Here is a 16,512-nt window from a genome sequence, read left to right as displayed (position 1 = left end):
GGCCCGCCCCCCCCCCCCCACCCCCCCCAACACCCCCCCCCCCCCCCCCCCCCCCCCCCGCGCCCGCGCGCGCCCCCCCCCCCCCCCCCCCCCCCCCCCCCCCCCCCCCCCCGTCCACGGGGCCCTCCGGCGTCGAGATCACGTGATCTCGGCGGGGAGGGGGACGCCGTGAGCGTCGGGTGGGGCATCGCCGGCTGCGGCTGGGTGGCCCGCGACCACGCGCTGCCCGGACTGCTCGCCGTCGACGGCGCCCGGGTGGTGGCGCTGCACGACCTCGACCCCGCGGCGATGGACCGCATGCCGGTCGAGGGCGCCCGGCGGACGACCGACCTCGCGGAGTTCCTCGCCACCCCGGGCCTGGACGCCGTCTACGTCGCCGTCCCCAACGCCGGGCACCGGCCGCTGGTCGAGGCGGCCGCCGCGGCCGGGAAGGCGGTGCTGTGCGAGAAGCCGCTGGCCGCCGACGCCGGCGACGCCCAGGCGCTGGTCGACGCGTGCGCGCGGGCCGGTGTGCTGCTCGGCACCGCCTACGACCAGCGCTGGCACCCCGCGCACGTGCGGCTGCGCGAGCTGGTGCCCGAGCTCGGCACGGTCACCGCCGTCCGGATCGTCTACTGCTGCTGGCTGCCCGGGGACTGGACGCCCGACGGCCGCCCGCACGACAACTGGCGGGTCGACCCGGCCCGCGCCGGCGGCGGCGCCGCGATCGACCTGGCCCCGCACGGCCTCGACCTCACCGGCACGCTGCTCGGCGAGGACGTCACGTCGCTGTCGGCGCTGCTGCAGACCCGCGTGCACGGCTACGGGGTCGACGACGGCGCCCTGCTCACCGGGACCACCGACTCCGGCGTGCTGGTCAGCCTGCACGTCGCCTTCAACACCCCCGACACGCTGCCCCGCCGCCGCCTGGAGGTGGTCGGCACCCGCGGCATGGCCGTCGCCGTCGACACGATGGGCCAGACGGCGGGAGGCTCGCTCACGCTGTACCGCCCCGACCCGGTGGACGTGCCGTTCGCCGACACCCCGCCGTTCGGCGACCCGTTCACCGCGCAGTTCGCCGCCTTCACCGACGCGGTCGCGGGCCGCGCCCCGGTGACGACGGCCTGGCCGTACGACCCCGCCCGCGACCTCGCCCTGCACCGCCTGCTCCTCGCCGCTCTCTCCGGAGGGAAACCGTGAGCTCGCCCGACGTCCCCGGCGCCATCGACCGGGCCACCGACCCCGCCGCCGACGACGGCGCGCGGCACGTGCCCAGCCAGGCTCGTCAGGGAGGTGTCGACACCAACCCCTACCGCGGCCTGCTCCCCGACCTGCCCGCCTACGCCTGCACCAACTGCGGGCACTGGCAGCGCTGGCCCGCGCCCGGCCCGGTCGTCTGCCCGGTCTGCGCCGACGTCCGCAACGCGCTGCCCGAGCACGGCTTCGAGTTCGTCACCGACAAGCAGGCCGACGAGCTGGTCACCGGCTTCTGGCGGCCGGCTCCGGTCGACGGCGTCACCGAGTTCGGCACCGAGCCGCGCTTCGGCCTCGACAGCCGCGGCTGGGTGATCGAGACCGACACCGGCCTGGTCGGCTTCGAGTGCGCGCCCTGGTACACCGCCGACATGCTCGCCGAGCTGCGCCGGATGGCCGCCGAGAAGGGCGGCTTCCCGGTGCTGGCGTCCTCGCACGTGCACGGCTACGGCGCGCTCTGGCAGCTGCAGCAGGAGCTCGAGCCGCGGGTGGTGTGCGTCAACGTGCACGACCTGGTCTGGACCAAGGCCTTCCGGGTCACCTGGCCGGCCGACGACGTCCTGGCGCTGGCCCCCGACCTCACGCTGCACCGCACCGGCGGCCACTTCCCCGGGCACTCGGTGCTGCACGACTCCCGCCGCGGCATCCTCTTCTGCGGCGACTCGCTCAAGGTGGACCTGTCCCCTGACGGCGACCCGGTGGCCCTGTCGGCGCACAAGGCGTTCCACGCGCAGATCCCGCTCTCGCACGGGGAGCTGCGGGAGATGCTCGCCGTCGTCGCGGAGCTGGACTTCGAGGTGGTCGCGACGCCGTTCGAGATGGTCCCGGGGATCACCACCGACCACGTCGTCCACCTGGTGCAGCGGCTGCTGTCGGGGCCGCCGGACGCCGCGCCCGTCCCGCTGGACGAGCTGTGACCGCCGTCGAGGTCACGCCGTCGCAGCGGTACCGCGACAGCTTCCCGGTCCCGGTCGAGGACTTCGCGATCGAGGGCATCGACGTCCTCGACGTGCCGCTGCACTCGGCGGTGCTGCCACCGTCGGAGCTGCACCCGGGCGGCAGCGGGCTCGGCTACGGCGCCACCCGCGAGGAGGCCCGCACCGGCGCGATGGGCGAGATGGCGGAGATGGCGCTGTCGCTGCGGGCGCACCGGGGCGTGGCCCGCGAGGAGGGCTCCTACGCCGAGATGGCCCGCCGGCACGGCCGCGACCGGGTCGCCGACCCGCGCACCCTCTGCCTGGAGGCGGGCAGCCCGTACGACGACGACCGGCCGCTGCAGTGGCTGCCGATGACCCGGCTGCGCGACGGCGAGCGGGTGCTGGTGCCCGCCGAACTGGTGGCGTCGGCGCCCGACGACCTGCCCGGCGCTCCCCCGCCCGGCGGCTGGCTCACCACGGTGATCACCAACGGGCAGGGCGCGGCGTTCGACGCCGACCGGGCGGTCACCCACGCGCTGCTGGAGGTGCTGCAGCGGGACGGCAACGCGACGGCGTTCCGCGCGATGGACCGCGGCGTCGTCGTCGACCTCGCCGGGCTGACCGACCCCGACGCGCTGGCGCTGCTCGACCGGCTCGACGCCGCCGGCATCGACGTCGCGGTGAAGCTGGCGTCCACGGAGTTCGGCGTCGTGGACGTGTACGCGGTCGGCTGCTCGCGGGACGGCTCGGAGCCGGTGCCGGTGATGGCCACCGCGTGCGGGGAGGCCGCGCACCCCGACCGGGACACCGCCGTCCGCAAGGCGCTGCACGAGTTCGCCTCGGCGCGCAGCCGGAAGGCGTTCATGCACGGGCCGTTCGACGTCGTCCTGCCGGCGACGCCGCCGGGCTACCTGGAGCACTGGCGCACCGGGCACCCGCCGGAGCGGCTGGTCGAGGAGGACCGCGCGCTGCAGGCGATGCTGGCCTGGACCCGGATGGGCACCGGCGCGCTGGTCGACCTGCTGCAGGACACCGTGCTGTCCCGCCGGTCCACCGTGGCGCTGGCCGACCTGCCCACGTGGTCCGGGGACGATCTGCACGCGCACGTCACCGGGGCGGTGCAGGCCGCCGGGCACGACGTGCTGGTGGAGCTGCAGCCCTCGGCCGGCGACGCGGTCGCGGCGAAGGTGCTGGTGACCGGCCTGGAGGTCGAGACGATGTCCTACGGCCGGATCGGCGAGCGCGGCGTGCGCCGGCTGCTGGAGCGGGACGACCCGCTGGTGGCCGTCGGGGCCGACCCGGGCGGCTGGGCGCGGGTGCACCTGACCGCCGGCGCCGAGGAGCGCCTGGGCGGGCCGGCCTGGTTCGACCGCGCCGGCGCCGACCGGCGGGTGGGCGCGCTGTACGCGCTGTACCGCGAGCCGGGCCGGCACGTGGTGGCCGAGGTCCTGGCCTCGTGACCGAGCCTGCGAGGTCACACGACCCACGGAGCACCGCCCTGCGCTACGCCTACAACACCAACGGGCTGACCTCGCACCGGCTGTCGGACGCGCTGCCCTTCCTCGCCGACTGCGGCTACGCGGGCGTCGCCCTCACCCTCGACGTCGTCCACCTCGACCCGTTCGCGCCGGACGCGTTCGCGCAGGCCGAGGAGGCGCGGGCGCGCTGCGACGAGCTCGGGCTGGGCGTGGTGGTGGAGACCGGCGCCCGGTTCCTGCTCGATCCGCGGGCCAAGCACGAGCCGACGCTGGTCACCGCCTCGGCCGAGGGCCGCGCGCGGCGGCTCGCCTACCTGCGGCTGGCCTGCGACCTCGCCGAGGTACTGGACGCCGAGGCGGTCAGCTTCTGGGCCGGCGTGCCGAAGCCGGGCGTGGACCGCGACGCCGCGTGGGGCTGGGTGGTCGACGGCGTCCGCGCGCTGGTCGACAGCCACGGCGGCCGCTCCTACGCCCTCGCCGTCGAGCCGGAGCCGGGCATGCTCGTCGAGGACTGCGACGGCTGGGCGCGGCTGGCCGACGAGGCGCCGGGCACCGCGCTGGCGCTGGACACCGGGCACTGCGTCGTCGCCGGGGCGTACGCGCCGGAGGAGGCGGTGACCCGGTTCGCGCCGCACCTGGGCACCGTGGCCGTCGAGGGCATGCGCCGCGGCGTGCACGACCACCTGCCGCTCGACGAGGGCGACGTCGACCTGCCGGCGGTGCTGCGCGCGCTGCGGGAGGCGTCGTTCGACCGGCTGGTGACGCTGGAGCTGTCCCGCGACGGGCACCGCGCGCACGAGATGGTGCCGCGGTCGATCGAGACGCTGCGGAAGGCGGAGGCCCTGGCGTGAGGACCTGCTTCGTCAGCCGGCGCTACTGGCCCGCGGTCAGCGGGATGAGCGTCTACGCGGAGAACCTGCTGCGGGAGCTGGTCGCGCTCGGCCACGAGGTGGTGCTGGTCAGCCAGTACCGCGACGACGAGGCCGGCACCCGCGTCTACGGCGGCGGCCCGCCCCCGGCCGACCGCGTGCCCGCCGGCGTCGAGGTGCACGCGCTGCCCAGCCGCGGGGAGACCGTCGTCCCGGCCGACTGGGAGGGCGACGTCGCGGAGATCGTGCGCACCGTCGTCGGCCTGCACCGCGAGCGCCCGTTCGACGTGCTGCACGCCCAGTACGGCTACCCGCCGGGGCTGGCGGTGCTGGCCGCCGCGCGGGAGACCGGGCTGCCGGCGGTGGTGAGCATCCAGGGCGGCGACGGGCACTGGGTGGGCACCTGCTGCGCCACGCACGCGCACGCGATGCGCGCCGTCGTCGGCTGCTCGTCGGCGGTGCTCATCGGCAGCGCCAGCTTCCGCGACGAGGTGGTCGGCAACCTCGGCAGCGACCCGGCGCGGTTCACGGTCGTCCCGGGCGCCACGGACACCCGCCGGTTCACCCCGGCCGAGCGGCCGCTGGGCGCGCTGCAGGACCCGCCGGTGCTGCTGTTCCACGGCCGCGTCGACCGCCGCAAGGGCGTGCTCGACCTGCTGGAGGCGCTGCCCGGCGGCGTCCGGCTGGTGGTCTCCGGCATCGGCCCCGACCTGGACGAGGCCCGCGCCCGCGCCGACGGGCGGACGACGTTCCTCGGCTACGTCCCGCCCGACGAGGCGCCCGCGGTGTACCGCTCGGCCGACGTCTTCGTCAGCCCGACCTACAGCGAGGGGTTCTCCAACACGCTGCTCGAGGCGATGGCCAGCGGGCTGCCGACGGTGAGCACCGACAGCGTCGGCGTCGTCGACTGCCTGCGCGACGGCGAGAACGGGCTGCTGCACGCGCCGGGCGACGTCGCCGGGCTGCGCGCGGCGCTGGACCGGCTGCTCACCGACGGCGCGCTGCGGCAGCGGCTGGCGACGGCGGCGCTGGAGGAGGTGCGCCGGCTGTACTCGTGGCCGGTGCTGGCCACCTCGATCGACGACGTGTACCGGTCCGTGGCCGGGTCCACGCCGTCCGTCGACTGGACGATGCCGCCGACGGTCGACCTCTCCTGCCGGTTCCGCGCCGCGGCGCACCTGCTGTGAGGGTGACCGCGGTCAGCCCGCACCTCGACGACGCCGCGTTCTCCGTGGGCGGCACCCTCGCCGCGCTCGCCGACGCCGGGCACGAGGTCACCGTGGTCACCTGCTTCACCCGCAGCGTGCCCGACCCCGGGGGCTTCGCGCTGGCCTGCCAGCTGGACAAGGGCCTGCCCCCCGACGTCGACTACATGGCCCTGCGGCGGGACGAGGACGCCGCCGCGACGGCGGTGCTCGGCGCGACGCCGCTGCACCTGGACCTGGCCGAGGCGCCGCACCGCGGATACGACGGCGCGGCGGACCTGTTCGCCGGCGTGCACGAGGACGACGACGCGTGGCTGGACGTGCGGGCCGCGCTGACCGGCCTGCCCGGCGACGTGTGGCTGGCCCCGCAGGCGCTCGGCGGGCACGTCGACCACCTGCAGGTGCTGCGCGCCGTGGCCGGGACGGGCCGGTCGGTGCTGTGGTGGCGCGACTCGCCGTACGTGCTGCGCGACCCGGACGCCGTCCCCGGACCCGACCTGCCCGGCGGGCTGACCCCGGTGGAGCTGCCGCAGGACCTCGGCCGGCGGGCCGACGCCTGCGCCTGCTACGCCACCCAGCTCGGCTTCCAGTTCGGCGGCGTGGACGCGATGCGGACCGCGCTGGCGGGCCTGCCCGAGGTGCTGCTCGCCGACGACGAGGCCCGGGAGCTCGCCCTCGGGGTGGTGTCCCCGGCCCGCTAGTGCTCTGCCCACCGTCGTGGGCAGAGCACGACCGTGCGCGCGAGCACTCACCGGGACTGCAGCGCCCGCCAGGAGGTCCGCGCGCTGCCGACCACCTCGCGCAGGGTGCCGCGGGCGCGCCGGCCCGCCGGGGCGCCGCCGGGCCCGCCCGTCAGGTGAGCCGCTGCTCCAGGTGGACCGAGACCTCCTGGCCCGCCGCGTCCTTGCCGATCGCCCGGCACAGCGCCTTCCGCAGCGGCAGCCAGTGCGGCCCCTCCCCGAGGGCATGCAGGTGGCGGTGAAGGGGTGACCGTCGATCGTGCCGCCCACCTCCACCGCCGTCCGGGTGTCGAACAGCTCGGCCGAGCCGGGTGCCGGTCCGGACCGCGCCGGCGCGCCGGACTCATCGCCGAGGTCAGGCGGCCTCGCCGGCCTCGGCCTCCTCGATGCCGCGGATCACCCGCGCCAGGCCGGCGGTGCCCAGCGGGACGGCGTCGAGCCAGGAGCGCAGCACCGCCACGCGGCGCCCGTCGGACATGACGGGCTCGGCGCGGAGGCGGGCGTCGAGCGCGGCGACGGCGCCGTCCTGGGCGGTGGTCAGCGCGCACAGGTAGGCCAGCAGGTGGCCGACGAGGTCGCGGGTCTCGTCCGCGTCCAGGGTGTCGACGGCGGCCCACACGCCGGCGCCGTCGTCACGCACCCGCTGCACCCAGGCGAAGACGTCCTCGGGGGTCACGCTCACGGTCCCCTCCTCCACTGGCTCGGGAGCCGTCCACTGTGGGACCCACCCCTGCCCGCGGGGGCGTGTCGTGCCGCCGGCAACACGGAGTTCACGACTCCCGTCCCACCCGTCGCGCCCGGGAACCCCGTTGCCGCACCGGTCGCCGCCCTGCGACCGTGACGGCCCAGGGATCCAGCGCCGTCCCGAGAGCGGAGGTCGCCGTGACTGACGAGGCCGTGACCGACGAGGCCGTGACCGTCTACTACAAGCCGGGGTGCCCCTACAGCACCACGTTGCGGGCGAAGATGGCCGCCACCCGGCTCCCCCACCGCGCGGTGCGGTTCGCCGACGACCCCGTGGGGGCCGCCGAGGTCCGGGCGCGCCACCCGCAGGGCTGGGAGGTCTCGCCCACCGTCGTCGTCGGCGGCCGGTACCTGACCAACCCGAGCCTGCGCGAGGTCCGGGCGGCGATGGCCGCGCACTGACGGCGGGCGCGAGGGACCGGGACCGTCCCCGGGCGCCGCTACGCTCCGCGCCACCTCGACCCCCGGTGGGAGGAGCCGTCGTGATCCGCACCTACCCGCACGGCGTGACCTGCTGGATCGACACCGAGCAGCCCGACCCGGCCGCCGCGGCCGCCTTCTACGGCGCCCTGTTCGGCTGGGAGTTCGCCGAGGCGGTGCCGCCCGGCGCGCCCGGCTCCTACCTCGTCGCGACGCTGGACGGGCAGGACGTCGCCGCCGTCGGGCCCGGCGACGGCCCGCCGGCCTGGAACACCTACGTCGCGGTCGACGACGCCGACGCGACCGCCGCCGCGGTGCCCGGACTGGGCGGCACGGTGCTCTCCGGCCCCGAGGACGCCGGCCCGGGCGGGCGGACGGCGACCTGCCTGGACCCGCAGGGCGCGGCGTTCCGGCTGTGGCAGGCCCGCCGGCGCCCGGGCGCGCAGCTCACCAACGTGCCGGGCACCTGGAACTTCTCCGACCTGCACACCTCCGACCGCGCCGCCGCGATGGCCTTCTACCGGCCGCTGTTCGGCTGGCGCGACGTCGACATGGCCCAGGACGCCGGCACGATGCTGCAGGTCCCCGGCTACGGCGACCACCTGGCCGCGACCGTCGACCCGGGCATCCACGAGCGGCAGGCGTCCGCGCCGCCCGGCTTCGCCGACGTGATCGGCGGCCTGCTGGTGACCGGCGACGAGCCGCCGCACTGGCACGTCGTGGTCACCGTGGCCGACCGGGACGGGTGCGCGGCCACCGCCGAGCGGCTGGGCACCACCGTGCTGCGCACGGCCGAGGACACCTGGACCCGCACCGCCTTGCTGCGCGACCCGCAGGGCGCCGAGCTCACCGTCAGCCAGTTCACCCCGCCCGACGGCGACTGGTGACGGGCGGCCACTGACGCCGCCCGCCGCCACGGTGCCCGGCACGCGCGGCGGGTCGCACAGGACGGGCGGCAGCGAGCGGTCTCCGGGGGTCACCCGTGGGCCGGCTCGGTGGACCCGGTCCTCGGCGCCGGCTCCGCGACCTCGCCGCGCGGATCGACTGGGACGCCCCCGGCCCGGCATGATCGGCGCATCCCCCTGCTGACCTCCGAGAGGGGAACCGTGTCCGCACCACCCCGCACACCCGCCGCCGTCCCGGCCTCCCGGGCGACCCCCGGCGCGCTCGACGGCAGGGTCGCCGTCGTCACCGGCGCCAGCAGCGGCATCGGCGCCGCGACGGCGCGCTCGCTGGTGGCCGCCGGCTGCCGCGTCGCGCTGCTGGGCCGTCGCGGCGACCGCCTGCAGGCCGTCGCCGACAGCACCGCCGACCCCGGCCGCACCCTCACCGTCGCCGCCGACGTCTCCGACGGGCTCGACCTCGCCGACGCCCTCGACGCCCTGCACGACCGGTTCGGCCCGGCCGACCTGGTCGTCGCCGGCGCCGGCGTGCTCACCGGCGCGCCGTTCGAGGACGGCGTGCCCGCCGAGTGGATCGAGATGATCGACGTCAACCTCGGCGGCATCCTCCGGACCGCGCAGACCTTCGCCCGCGACCTGCTGGCCACCGCCGAGGACGGCCGCCCGGCCGACCTGTTCCTCATCGGCGCGCTCGCCGGCCAGGTGCGCTTCCCCGGCTATGCCGTCTACTCGGCGGTGGAGGCCGCGGTCGCCCAGCTGGCCCGGGCGCTGCGCGCGGAGTACGGCCGCCGCGGCGTGCGCGTGCACGTCGTCGCCCCCGGCCTCACCGACACCGACCTCGGCTCCGAGATCAGCCACGACGGCACCGCGCGCGGCTGGGCCGAGCACCGCGAGGTCGTCGTCCCGATGGACCCCGACGACGTCGCCCGCACCGTGCTGTTCGGCGCCGGCCTGCCGCCGCGGGTCAACGTCGCCGAGCTGCTCGTGCTGCCCACCCGCCAGGACCCCTACCTGCCCACGCGGCGCGGGACGGGGGTCCGGTGAGGGGCACCCCGCGGGGTGAGCTGGAGCGGCCCTCGGCGCTCGGCCGGGTGCTCCGGCTGGTCGACTCCGACGCCGCGGCCGCCGCCGTGCTGCTGGCCGCGACGGTCGTGGCGCTGGTGTGGGCCAACGTGCCGGGCTCGACCTACGAGGAGACCTGGCACACGCCGTTCGCCGTCAGCCTGGGCGACACCGTCCTCGAGATGGACCTGCGGCACTGGGTCAACGACGCGCTGATGGCGCTGTTCTTCTGCCTGATCAGCCTCGAGGTCAAGCGGGACCTGGTGCTCGGCGAGTTCCGCGACACCCGGCGGATCCGCATCCCGGTCGTCGCCGCGCTGGCCGGCCTGGTCGTGCCCGCCCTGGTCTTCCTCGCGGTGACCGGGCTGAGCGACCAGCCCGGCGAGGCGCGCGCCGCCTGGGGCGTGGTCATCTCCACCGACACCGCGTTCGTGCTCGGCCTGCTCGCGGTCGTGGGCCGCGCGGTGCCGGTCAACCTGCGCGCGTTCGTGCTCGCGCTGTCGGTCGTCGACGACGTCGGCGCGCTGGCCGTCATCGCCGTCGCCTACACCGAGGACCTCACCCTGCTGCCGCTGGCGGTGGCGGGCGTCGGGCTGGTCGCGGTGGTCTGGCTGCGGCGGATGCGGGTGTGGCGCGGCGGGGCGTACCTGCTGGTCGCGGTGCCGGTGTGGCTGGGCGTGCTGGCCTCGGGCGTGCACCCGACGGTGGCCGGCGTCGCGATCGGCCTGCTGCTGCCGGTCTACCCGCCCAGCGCGGACGAGGTGGACGCCGCCGAGGCCGCGGCCCGGGACTACGGGCGGACGCCGACCTCCAGCGGGGCGCACCGGGCGGTGCTGAGCCTGACCCGGTCGGTGTCGATCAACGAGCGCGGGCAGCGGCTGTTCCGGCCGTGGGTCAACCTGGCCGTCGTCCCGGTGTTCGCGCTGGCCAACGCCGGCGTCGTGCTCAGCGCCGAGACGCTGTCCGCCGCGGCGACCTCCGGCCTGACCTGGGCGATCGTGATCGGGCTCGTCGTCGGCAAGGTGGTCGGCGTGACCGCCGCGTCGACGGCCGCCGTCCGGCTCGGGATCGGCCGGCTGCCGTCGGGGCTGTTCCCGCGGCACGTGTTCGCCGCCGGCGTGCTCAGCGGGATCGGCTTCACGATCTCGCTGTTCATCATCGACCTGGCCCTCGACGACGAGGCGCTGGCCGCGCAGGCGCGGATCGGCGTGCTGGGTGCGTCGGTGATCGCGGCGCTGCTGGCGCTGGGCGCGGTCGCCGTCGTCCGGGCGGTCGACCGGTCCCGGCTGCCCGGCCGGCAGCGGCTGGCCCGGCCGGTGAGGGCCACGCGCGACCACGTCCGCGGGCGGGTCGGCGCGCCGATGGAGCTCGTCGTCTACGCCTCGTTCGTGTTCACCAACGCCGGGCGCACCGCCGAGGTGGTCGACGAGCTGCGGCAGGTCCTCGGCGACGACCTGGTCTTCGTGTACCGCCACCTGCTCACCGACGACCCGGCCTCGGCCCGCGCCGCCGAGGCGGCCGAGGCCGCGGACGCGCAGTCGAGGTTCTGGCCGATGCACGACGCGCTGGCCGCCCGGGCCGGGCGCCTGGACGACCGGGCCATCCGCCGCTGCGCCGTCGACGCCGGGCTCAACCTCGCCCGGGTCGACGACGCCGTGGCCTCCGGCGTGCACGCCGCGCGCGTCCGCGAGGACGACGACGACGCCCGCGCGATGGCCCTCGACGAGCCGCCGCGGTTCTTCGTCAACGGCCAGCTCTACGACGGCCCGCTCGACGTCGGGCCGATGCGGACCGCGCTGGAGCAGACCGCCGGGCGGTCGCGGGTGCGGGCGGCCGCGCCGGCGGACGCGCCGGCCGAGGACGCGCTGCCGGTGCGGCAGCCGGCGGTGCGCGAGCCGGTCGACGCGGAGCCGGTGGCGTGACCGCGCCGGGAGGGGTGCGCCCGGTCGCCGGCCGCCGCGCCGTCGTCATCGGGCTGCCGCTGATCGCCGACGCCGTGGTCGCCGGGCTGGCCGCGGCGGGGGCGGTGGTCGAGCAGGTCGGCTCCGCGCGCGACGTGCTCGCGGCCGCGGACGGCGTGCGCGAGCGGCTGGGCGGTGTCGACCTGGTGGTGGCCGTGCTGGGCGGCGTCGGCGGGGGCCCGTTCGGGCTGTCGCCGGCCGAGCGGTGGGCCGAGATCATCGAGCAGGGCGCCGGCGACGCGGTGCTGGCGGCGCGCGCGTTCCTCGACGACCTGCTGACCGCGGCGGCCAACGACTCCGCCGCCGACCTGGTGCTGGTCGGGTCGGCCGCGGCGTCGGAGCTGGTGCCCGCGTTCGCCGTGCACGCCGCCACGGCCGCCGGCGCCGCCCAGCTGGCCCGCACGCTGCGGCTGGAGCTCGGCGGCACCCTGGTGCGGGTGCGGCACGTCGCCGTCGGCTGGGTGTCCCCCGGCGCGGCGGCCGACGGCGGGACCGCGCTGCTGCCCGAGGACGTCGCGCAGACCGTGCTGTTCACCCTCACCCTGCCCCCGACGACGAACGTCGCCGAGGTGTCGCTGCTGACCACCCGCAGCGGCTGAGCGATGAGTCCGCGGGCCGGCGCCGGTCTCCCCTGCACCCCAGGGCGAGGAGGCGGACGGTGGACGAGCGGTTCAGGGCGACCCCGCGGAGGAGCCCGGCACCCGGCGGGTGGACCTACCTGGTGTGGCCGGAGTCGGTGCGGGTGCTCGGCACGCACGGGCTGGTGGAGGTGGCCGGGACGATCGACGGCGAGCCGTTCCGCAGCTCCTCCACGGCACTCGGCGACGGGACGCACGAACCGCCCGTGGCCGCCGGGATCCGGACGGCCATCGGCAAGCAGGCCGGCGACGAGGTCGAGGTGCACCTGCTCGAGCGGATCGAGCCCGGGGAGCGGTCGTGAGGCCGCTGCGCGTCGCCGCCGCGGCCGGGGCGTCGTTCGCCGCGAGCTCGGCCTGGTACACGGCCTTCGGCGAGCGACTGGCCCGGCTCGACGAGGCCTACGCGCAGCCCGGCCCGTCCCCGGCGGTGATCGCGCCGGTGGAGCTGGCCCGCAGCGGGGTGGTCGCCGCCGGGGTGTCGGTGCTCGCCGACCGGCTGCCGGTCCGCGGCCCGCGCGCGGCGCTCACGCTCGGCGCCGGCCTGTGGGCCGCGTTCCCGCTGGTGCTGCTCACCGGGTCGGTCGTCCACGAGAAGGTGCCCTGGCAGCAGGCCGCCATCCACGCCGGCGACTGGCTGGTCAAGCTGCTGCTGGTCTCCACGGTCGTCGGCCGCGACGGCTGAACGTGTGCGCCGGCGCCGTGTTGCGGGGGCCGGGACGCGGCGCCGGCGCACACGCTCGCGGTCAGCCGGCGACGGCGGCCCCCGCCCGGGAGCGGTCCCGCCACTCCCGCGGGCTGACGCCGTACCCCGCCCGGAACCGGCGGGCGAAGTAGGAGGCGTCGGTGAAGCCCCAGCGCCGGGCGACCGCGGCGATCGAGCGGTCACCCGGCCGGGCCAGCTCCGCCCGGGCGCCCTCCAGCCGCTGCGCGATGACCTCCTGCTCGAGGCTGAACCCGGCGGCGGCGCAGATCCGGTACAGCTGCCGCACCGACACCGCGTGCGCCCGCGCGACGCGCTCGGCGTCCAGGTCCGGTTCGGTCAGGTGCTGCCGCACGTAGCCCCGCACCCGGGCCGGCAGGGTCTCGGCGAGCACGTCGCCGGCGCCGCGCGCGCCGTCGGCGGCCGAGGCCAGCAGCGCGCGGGCCAGGTCGACCGTCGCCGACGCCAGCGAGTGCACCAGCGGCTCGGCGGCGAGCAGCGCGACGTCGCGGGTCAGCTGGGTGACGTGCGTGCGCACCAGGCCGTACAGCGGGCTGCGGGCGGCGACCGGCAGGGCCCGCCGCACCGTGTCGATCGGCAGGCCGAGGGAGGCGGCCGGGATGCGCAGCGCCCGGCAGACGCCGCGCCCGGACCAGGCGTACTCGTAGGCCGAGGACACCTCGCTGAACGACAGCTCGCCGGCGGTCACCAGCCGGCGGGAGCCGAACTGCTCCTGCCGGGCGGTGCCGGTCTCCTGCACGGCGAGGGAGAGCACCGGCTCCGGGTCGGCGCGGGCGTGGCGGGCGGTGCGCAGCAGGGTCACCTCGCCGGTCAGGTCCAGCCGCAGCACCGACACGCCCGCCAGGTCCCAGCCGTCGAGCCGGGCCCGGGCCGGCGCCGCGGGGTCGGGGAAGCGGATCCGCGAGGACATCGTCGCCTCGAGCAGGTCGGCCACCCGCGCGGGACGGCGGTCGGCGGCGGCGAGGGCGTCGGTGTCGACGAGGGTGGCCACGGGGCCTCCAGGGTCGGCGGGAACGTCGGCGGGCGGGTCGGCGTCGTCGCCTCGGCGCCGATCCTGGCCGGGGACGGGTGGCGGCGGAAGCCCGTCGCCCCGGTGAGCTCGGCAGCCTGGGTCCGGCACCGGTCACGCAGGGCACAGCCGGAGCCGCGGGCGCGGCCCTAGCGTCCCCGGCGTCCGCGGCCCGGTCGGGTGGCCGCACCCCCTCCCGGAGGCCCACCGTGACCGCTGCCGCCCCCGTCCCCGTCGTCCTCGTGCACGGCCTGTGGCTGCACGCCGACAGCTGGGCGCCGTGGCTGGAGCTGTTCGCCGCCCGCGGCTACGACCCGGTCGCGCCGGGCTGGCCGGGTGAGCCGGCGACCGCCGAGGAGGCGCGGGCGCACCCGGAGGCGGTCGCCGGTGTGGGCATCGACGACGTCACGCAGCACGTCGCCGACGTGATCGCGCGGCTGCCCGCGGCGCCGGTGGTGGTGGGCCACTCGTTCGGCGGGCTGATCGCCCAGAAGCTGCACGGCATGGGCCTGACCCGCGCCTGCGTGGCGCTCTCGCCGGCCCAGTTCCGCGGCAACCTGGTGCTCCCGCCGGTGCAGCTGCGCACGGCCTGGCCGGTGCTGTCCCGTCCCGGCCTGCGCTCGGGGACCTGGGCGCACACGCCGGACAGCTGGGCGCGCGGCTTCGCCAGCGCGGTGCCGCGCGAGGAGGCCGACCGCCTCTGGGAGGCCTACGCGATCCCCTCCCCCGCGCGACCGCTGTTCCAGGCGGGCTTCGCCGCGTTCACGCCGCGCAGCGAGGCCACCGTCGAGACCCGGCGGGAGCGCGGGCCGGTGCTGGTCGTGGCCGCCGGGCGCGACCGCACCGTGCCCGCGGCGGCCTCGCGCGCCGCGTACCGGATCCAGCGCCGCCACGGCACGGGCGTCACCGAGTTCGTGGCCTTCCCCGACCGCGGGCACTCGCTCGGCGCGGACTCCGGCTGGGAGGAGGTGGCCGGCACCGTGCTCGCCTTCCTGGCCCGCCACGGCGTCGGCGCGCCGTCCCCCGAGCCGGTGGAGGAGGTGCACTGAGGTCCGGGCCGCCGCTGCGGGCTCCCGTGATCGGCACGGGTGGCGCCGGGACGACCGGGGTAGGGCCGCCCGGACGGCAGCGCCGGGCCATCCTGGCCCGGCCCCGAGAAGTGGGGAGGCGACCATGGCACTGCCCGAACGGGACTCCGTTGTCGACTGGGTCGGCAGGACGGTGGTCGACCGGCACGGCGCGGAGATCGGCACGGTGACGCACCTGCTCGCCGACGAGGGGACCGGCCGGCCGGAGTGGCTCTACGCGGACATGGCCGGCACGACGGTCGTCGTCCCGCTGTTCGACGCGACCGGCGAGGGCGACCGGGTGCAGGTGGTGGTCGACCGCGGGCTGGTCGACGGCGCCCCGCGCTTCGGCGACAGCCGCGAGCTGACCACCGAGCAGGAGTCCGCGCTCTACCGCCACTACGGCATCGAGGCGACCACCGAGACCTCCGAGACGCTGCTGCCGGCGCCCGACGCGGAGCCGCCGGCGACGACCGCCGTGGCGGTGTCCGGCGAGGAGGTGGCGCCCCTGCCCACGCCGGAGGCGGACGAGGAGCTCCCGCCCCCGCCGCCAGTGGCCCAGCCCGGCGACGACGACTTCGGTCGCGCCGACCGGCCGCAGGGCCGGTCCCTGGCCGCGCGCGCCGGCGGGGCCGCGGGCGGGCTCGCCGCGCTGCTGGCGCTGGGCGGCCTGCTGTTCGCGGTGCTGCGGCGACGCCGGCAGCCGGCGGCGACGGTGTCCCGCCGGGCCCGGCGCGGCGCGAAGGCCGCCCGGCGCACCGGGCGGGCCGCCGCCCGCCGGACCGGGCGGAAGGCCGCCCGCCAGGCGCGCGCGGTGCCGGCGGCCGGCCGGGCGCGGGTGGAGCACCTGGTGGCCGCGGCCGCGCCGGTGGTCGCCGACGCCGCCTCGTCGGTGCGGGAGGCCGCCCGCGGCGGCGCGTCCGCAGCCGGCCCCGTCGTGGCCGGCGCCGCACACCGCGTGAGCGAGGCGGCCCGCGGCGGCGCGTCCGCGGCCGGGCCGGTCCTGGCGACGGCCGCCCAGCGCGTCGGCGAGGTGACCCGGACCGGCGCCGCGGCGGCCGGCCCCCTGCTGGCCACCACGAGCCACGCGCTGCAGACCGGCGCCAGCGCCGGCGCGGAGGCCGCGAAGCAGGCCCTCGACGCCCTCCCGGAGCTCACGTCCACGGTGGTCGCCCGGGCCACCGAGGCCGGAACCGAGATCGGGCAGGCGGCCCTGCGCGCGGTCGCGCGGGTCGGCGGTGCGGTCGAGGCGGTGCCCGAGGAGGTCGCCGAGGTCGGCCACCGCATCCGCAAGCGCGGCCGGCGCGTCGCCCGGCTGTCCTCGCTGGGCGCCGGCCTGGGCACCGGCTACGTCGTCGGCGCCCGCTACGGCGACTACGCGCAGATCGAGCGGGCCGCCGCGCGCGTCACCGGCCGGGCCTGACCGTCGCACGGTGCCCCCCGGGGGGCGCCGCCCCCCGCACCCCGCGGCCCCGCCCCCTTGTGTGGCGGCCAACAAGAAACCTACCAGCCCCCGGGCCCCCCCCGCCCCCGCCACCCGGCCGCC

Annotated in this window: 17 protein-coding genes; 15 read left to right on the top strand and 2 right to left on the bottom strand. The window is 77.8% G+C overall.

What is annotated here, in order from left to right; genetic code table 11:
* Positions 1-168 precede the first annotated feature (168 nt).
* From ACI798_RS13045 to ACI798_RS13020, 6 genes are read left to right on the top strand one after another with little or no spacing between them, the layout of a single operon-like run.
* On the top strand, positions 169-1,179 hold the full coding sequence (locus tag ACI798_RS13045) for a Gfo/Idh/MocA family protein (protein ID WP_457048094.1): 1,011 nt from the start codon (positions 169-171) through the stop codon (positions 1,177-1,179).
* Positions 1,176-2,150, top strand: a complete 975-nt coding sequence (locus tag ACI798_RS13040; RefSeq protein ID WP_457048093.1) for an MBL fold metallo-hydrolase — start codon at positions 1,176-1,178, stop codon at positions 2,148-2,150. The genes ACI798_RS13045 and ACI798_RS13040 overlap by 4 nt, the downstream gene beginning before the upstream one ends.
* Positions 2,147-3,610 (top strand): YcaO-like family protein, encoded by a 1,464-nt coding sequence (locus ACI798_RS13035; protein ID WP_457048092.1) that lies wholly within the window; start codon positions 2,147-2,149, stop codon positions 3,608-3,610. Before ACI798_RS13040 ends, ACI798_RS13035 begins: the two co-directional genes overlap by 4 nt.
* Positions 3,607-4,479 carry a sugar phosphate isomerase/epimerase family protein gene (locus ACI798_RS13030; protein ID WP_457048091.1) on the top strand — a complete coding sequence of 291 codons (873 nt, stop codon included), beginning with the start codon at positions 3,607-3,609 and terminating at the stop codon, positions 4,477-4,479. The genes ACI798_RS13035 and ACI798_RS13030 overlap by 4 nt, the downstream gene beginning before the upstream one ends.
* Complete coding sequence (locus ACI798_RS13025; RefSeq protein WP_457048090.1) at positions 4,476-5,684, top strand: glycosyltransferase family 4 protein; 1,209 nt, start codon at positions 4,476-4,478, stop codon at positions 5,682-5,684. The genes ACI798_RS13030 and ACI798_RS13025 overlap by 4 nt, the downstream gene beginning before the upstream one ends.
* Positions 5,685-5,686: 2 nt before the next feature.
* Positions 5,687-6,403 (top strand): PIG-L deacetylase family protein, encoded by a 717-nt coding sequence (locus ACI798_RS13020; RefSeq protein ID WP_457048089.1) that lies wholly within the window; start codon positions 5,687-5,689, stop codon positions 6,401-6,403.
* Between the two features lie 394 nt (positions 6,404-6,797).
* Here the strand turns inward: ACI798_RS13020 and ACI798_RS13015 are convergent, their stop codons facing one another.
* Complete coding sequence (locus tag ACI798_RS13015; protein ID WP_457048088.1) at positions 6,798-7,124, bottom strand: hypothetical protein; 327 nt, start codon at positions 7,122-7,124, stop codon at positions 6,798-6,800.
* Between the two features lie 200 nt (positions 7,125-7,324).
* Between ACI798_RS13015 and ACI798_RS13010 the strand changes: the two genes are divergently transcribed.
* The 7 genes from ACI798_RS13010 to ACI798_RS12980 all read left to right on the top strand — a co-directional run bounded on the left by ACI798_RS13010 (position 7,325) and on the right by ACI798_RS12980 (position 12,851).
* Positions 7,325-7,588 (top strand): glutaredoxin family protein, encoded by a 264-nt coding sequence (locus ACI798_RS13010; RefSeq protein WP_456942908.1) that lies wholly within the window; start codon positions 7,325-7,327, stop codon positions 7,586-7,588.
* Between the two features lie 80 nt (positions 7,589-7,668).
* Positions 7,669-8,493 carry a VOC family protein gene (locus ACI798_RS13005; RefSeq protein WP_457048087.1) on the top strand — a complete coding sequence of 275 codons (825 nt, stop codon included), beginning with the start codon at positions 7,669-7,671 and terminating at the stop codon, positions 8,491-8,493.
* A gap of 219 nt (positions 8,494-8,712) precedes the next feature.
* Complete coding sequence (locus ACI798_RS13000) at positions 8,713-9,552, top strand: SDR family oxidoreductase (protein WP_456942906.1); 840 nt, start codon at positions 8,713-8,715, stop codon at positions 9,550-9,552.
* Entirely contained in the window at positions 9,549-11,492 is a 1,944-nt protein-coding gene (nhaA, locus tag ACI798_RS12995; protein WP_457048086.1) for a Na+/H+ antiporter NhaA, read from the top strand. The genes ACI798_RS13000 and nhaA overlap by 4 nt, the downstream gene beginning before the upstream one ends.
* The gene (locus tag ACI798_RS12990) at positions 11,489-12,130 is read left to right on the top strand and encodes an SDR family NAD(P)-dependent oxidoreductase (RefSeq protein WP_457048085.1); all 642 of its coding nucleotides are present in this window, start codon (positions 11,489-11,491) and stop codon (positions 12,128-12,130) included. Before nhaA ends, ACI798_RS12990 begins: the two co-directional genes overlap by 4 nt.
* Before the next feature lie 59 nt (positions 12,131-12,189).
* Entirely contained in the window at positions 12,190-12,471 is a 282-nt protein-coding gene (locus ACI798_RS12985; protein WP_456942903.1) for a DUF1905 domain-containing protein, read from the top strand.
* Entirely contained in the window at positions 12,468-12,851 is a 384-nt protein-coding gene (locus ACI798_RS12980; protein ID WP_457048084.1) for a DUF1761 domain-containing protein, read from the top strand. The genes ACI798_RS12985 and ACI798_RS12980 overlap by 4 nt, the downstream gene beginning before the upstream one ends.
* 61 nt (positions 12,852-12,912) lie before the next feature.
* On the opposite strand, the gene ACI798_RS12975 is transcribed toward ACI798_RS12980, so the two are convergent.
* Positions 12,913-13,881, bottom strand: coding sequence for a helix-turn-helix domain-containing protein (locus ACI798_RS12975; RefSeq protein WP_457048083.1), 969 nt, complete (start codon positions 13,879-13,881; stop codon positions 12,913-12,915).
* Positions 13,882-14,108: 227 nt separating this feature from the next.
* On the opposite strand from ACI798_RS12975, the gene ACI798_RS12970 reads away from it, so the two are divergent.
* Both ACI798_RS12970 and ACI798_RS12965 read left to right on the top strand, forming a co-directional pair.
* Positions 14,109-14,948: an alpha/beta hydrolase gene (locus tag ACI798_RS12970; RefSeq protein ID WP_456942900.1), complete on the top strand. Its 840-nt coding sequence runs from the start codon at positions 14,109-14,111 to the stop codon at positions 14,946-14,948.
* A 124-nt stretch (positions 14,949-15,072) separates the two neighbouring features.
* A complete protein-coding gene (locus ACI798_RS12965) occupies positions 15,073-16,389 on the top strand; it encodes a PRC-barrel domain-containing protein (RefSeq protein WP_456942899.1) in 1,317 nt (438 codons plus the stop codon).
* Positions 16,390-16,512: the final 123 nt, after the last annotated feature.

The organism is Geodermatophilus sp. SYSU D01045 (assembly GCF_054050295.1).
Note: the sequence above shows the minus strand (reverse complement) of the source record. Positions and strands in the feature narration are given on the sequence as shown.

Coding starts and splice junctions, on each gene's coding strand:
- ACI798_RS12965 (WP_456942899.1), top strand. CDS start 15,073: ATGGCACTGCCCGAACGGGACTCCGTTGTCGACTGGGTCGGCAGGACG.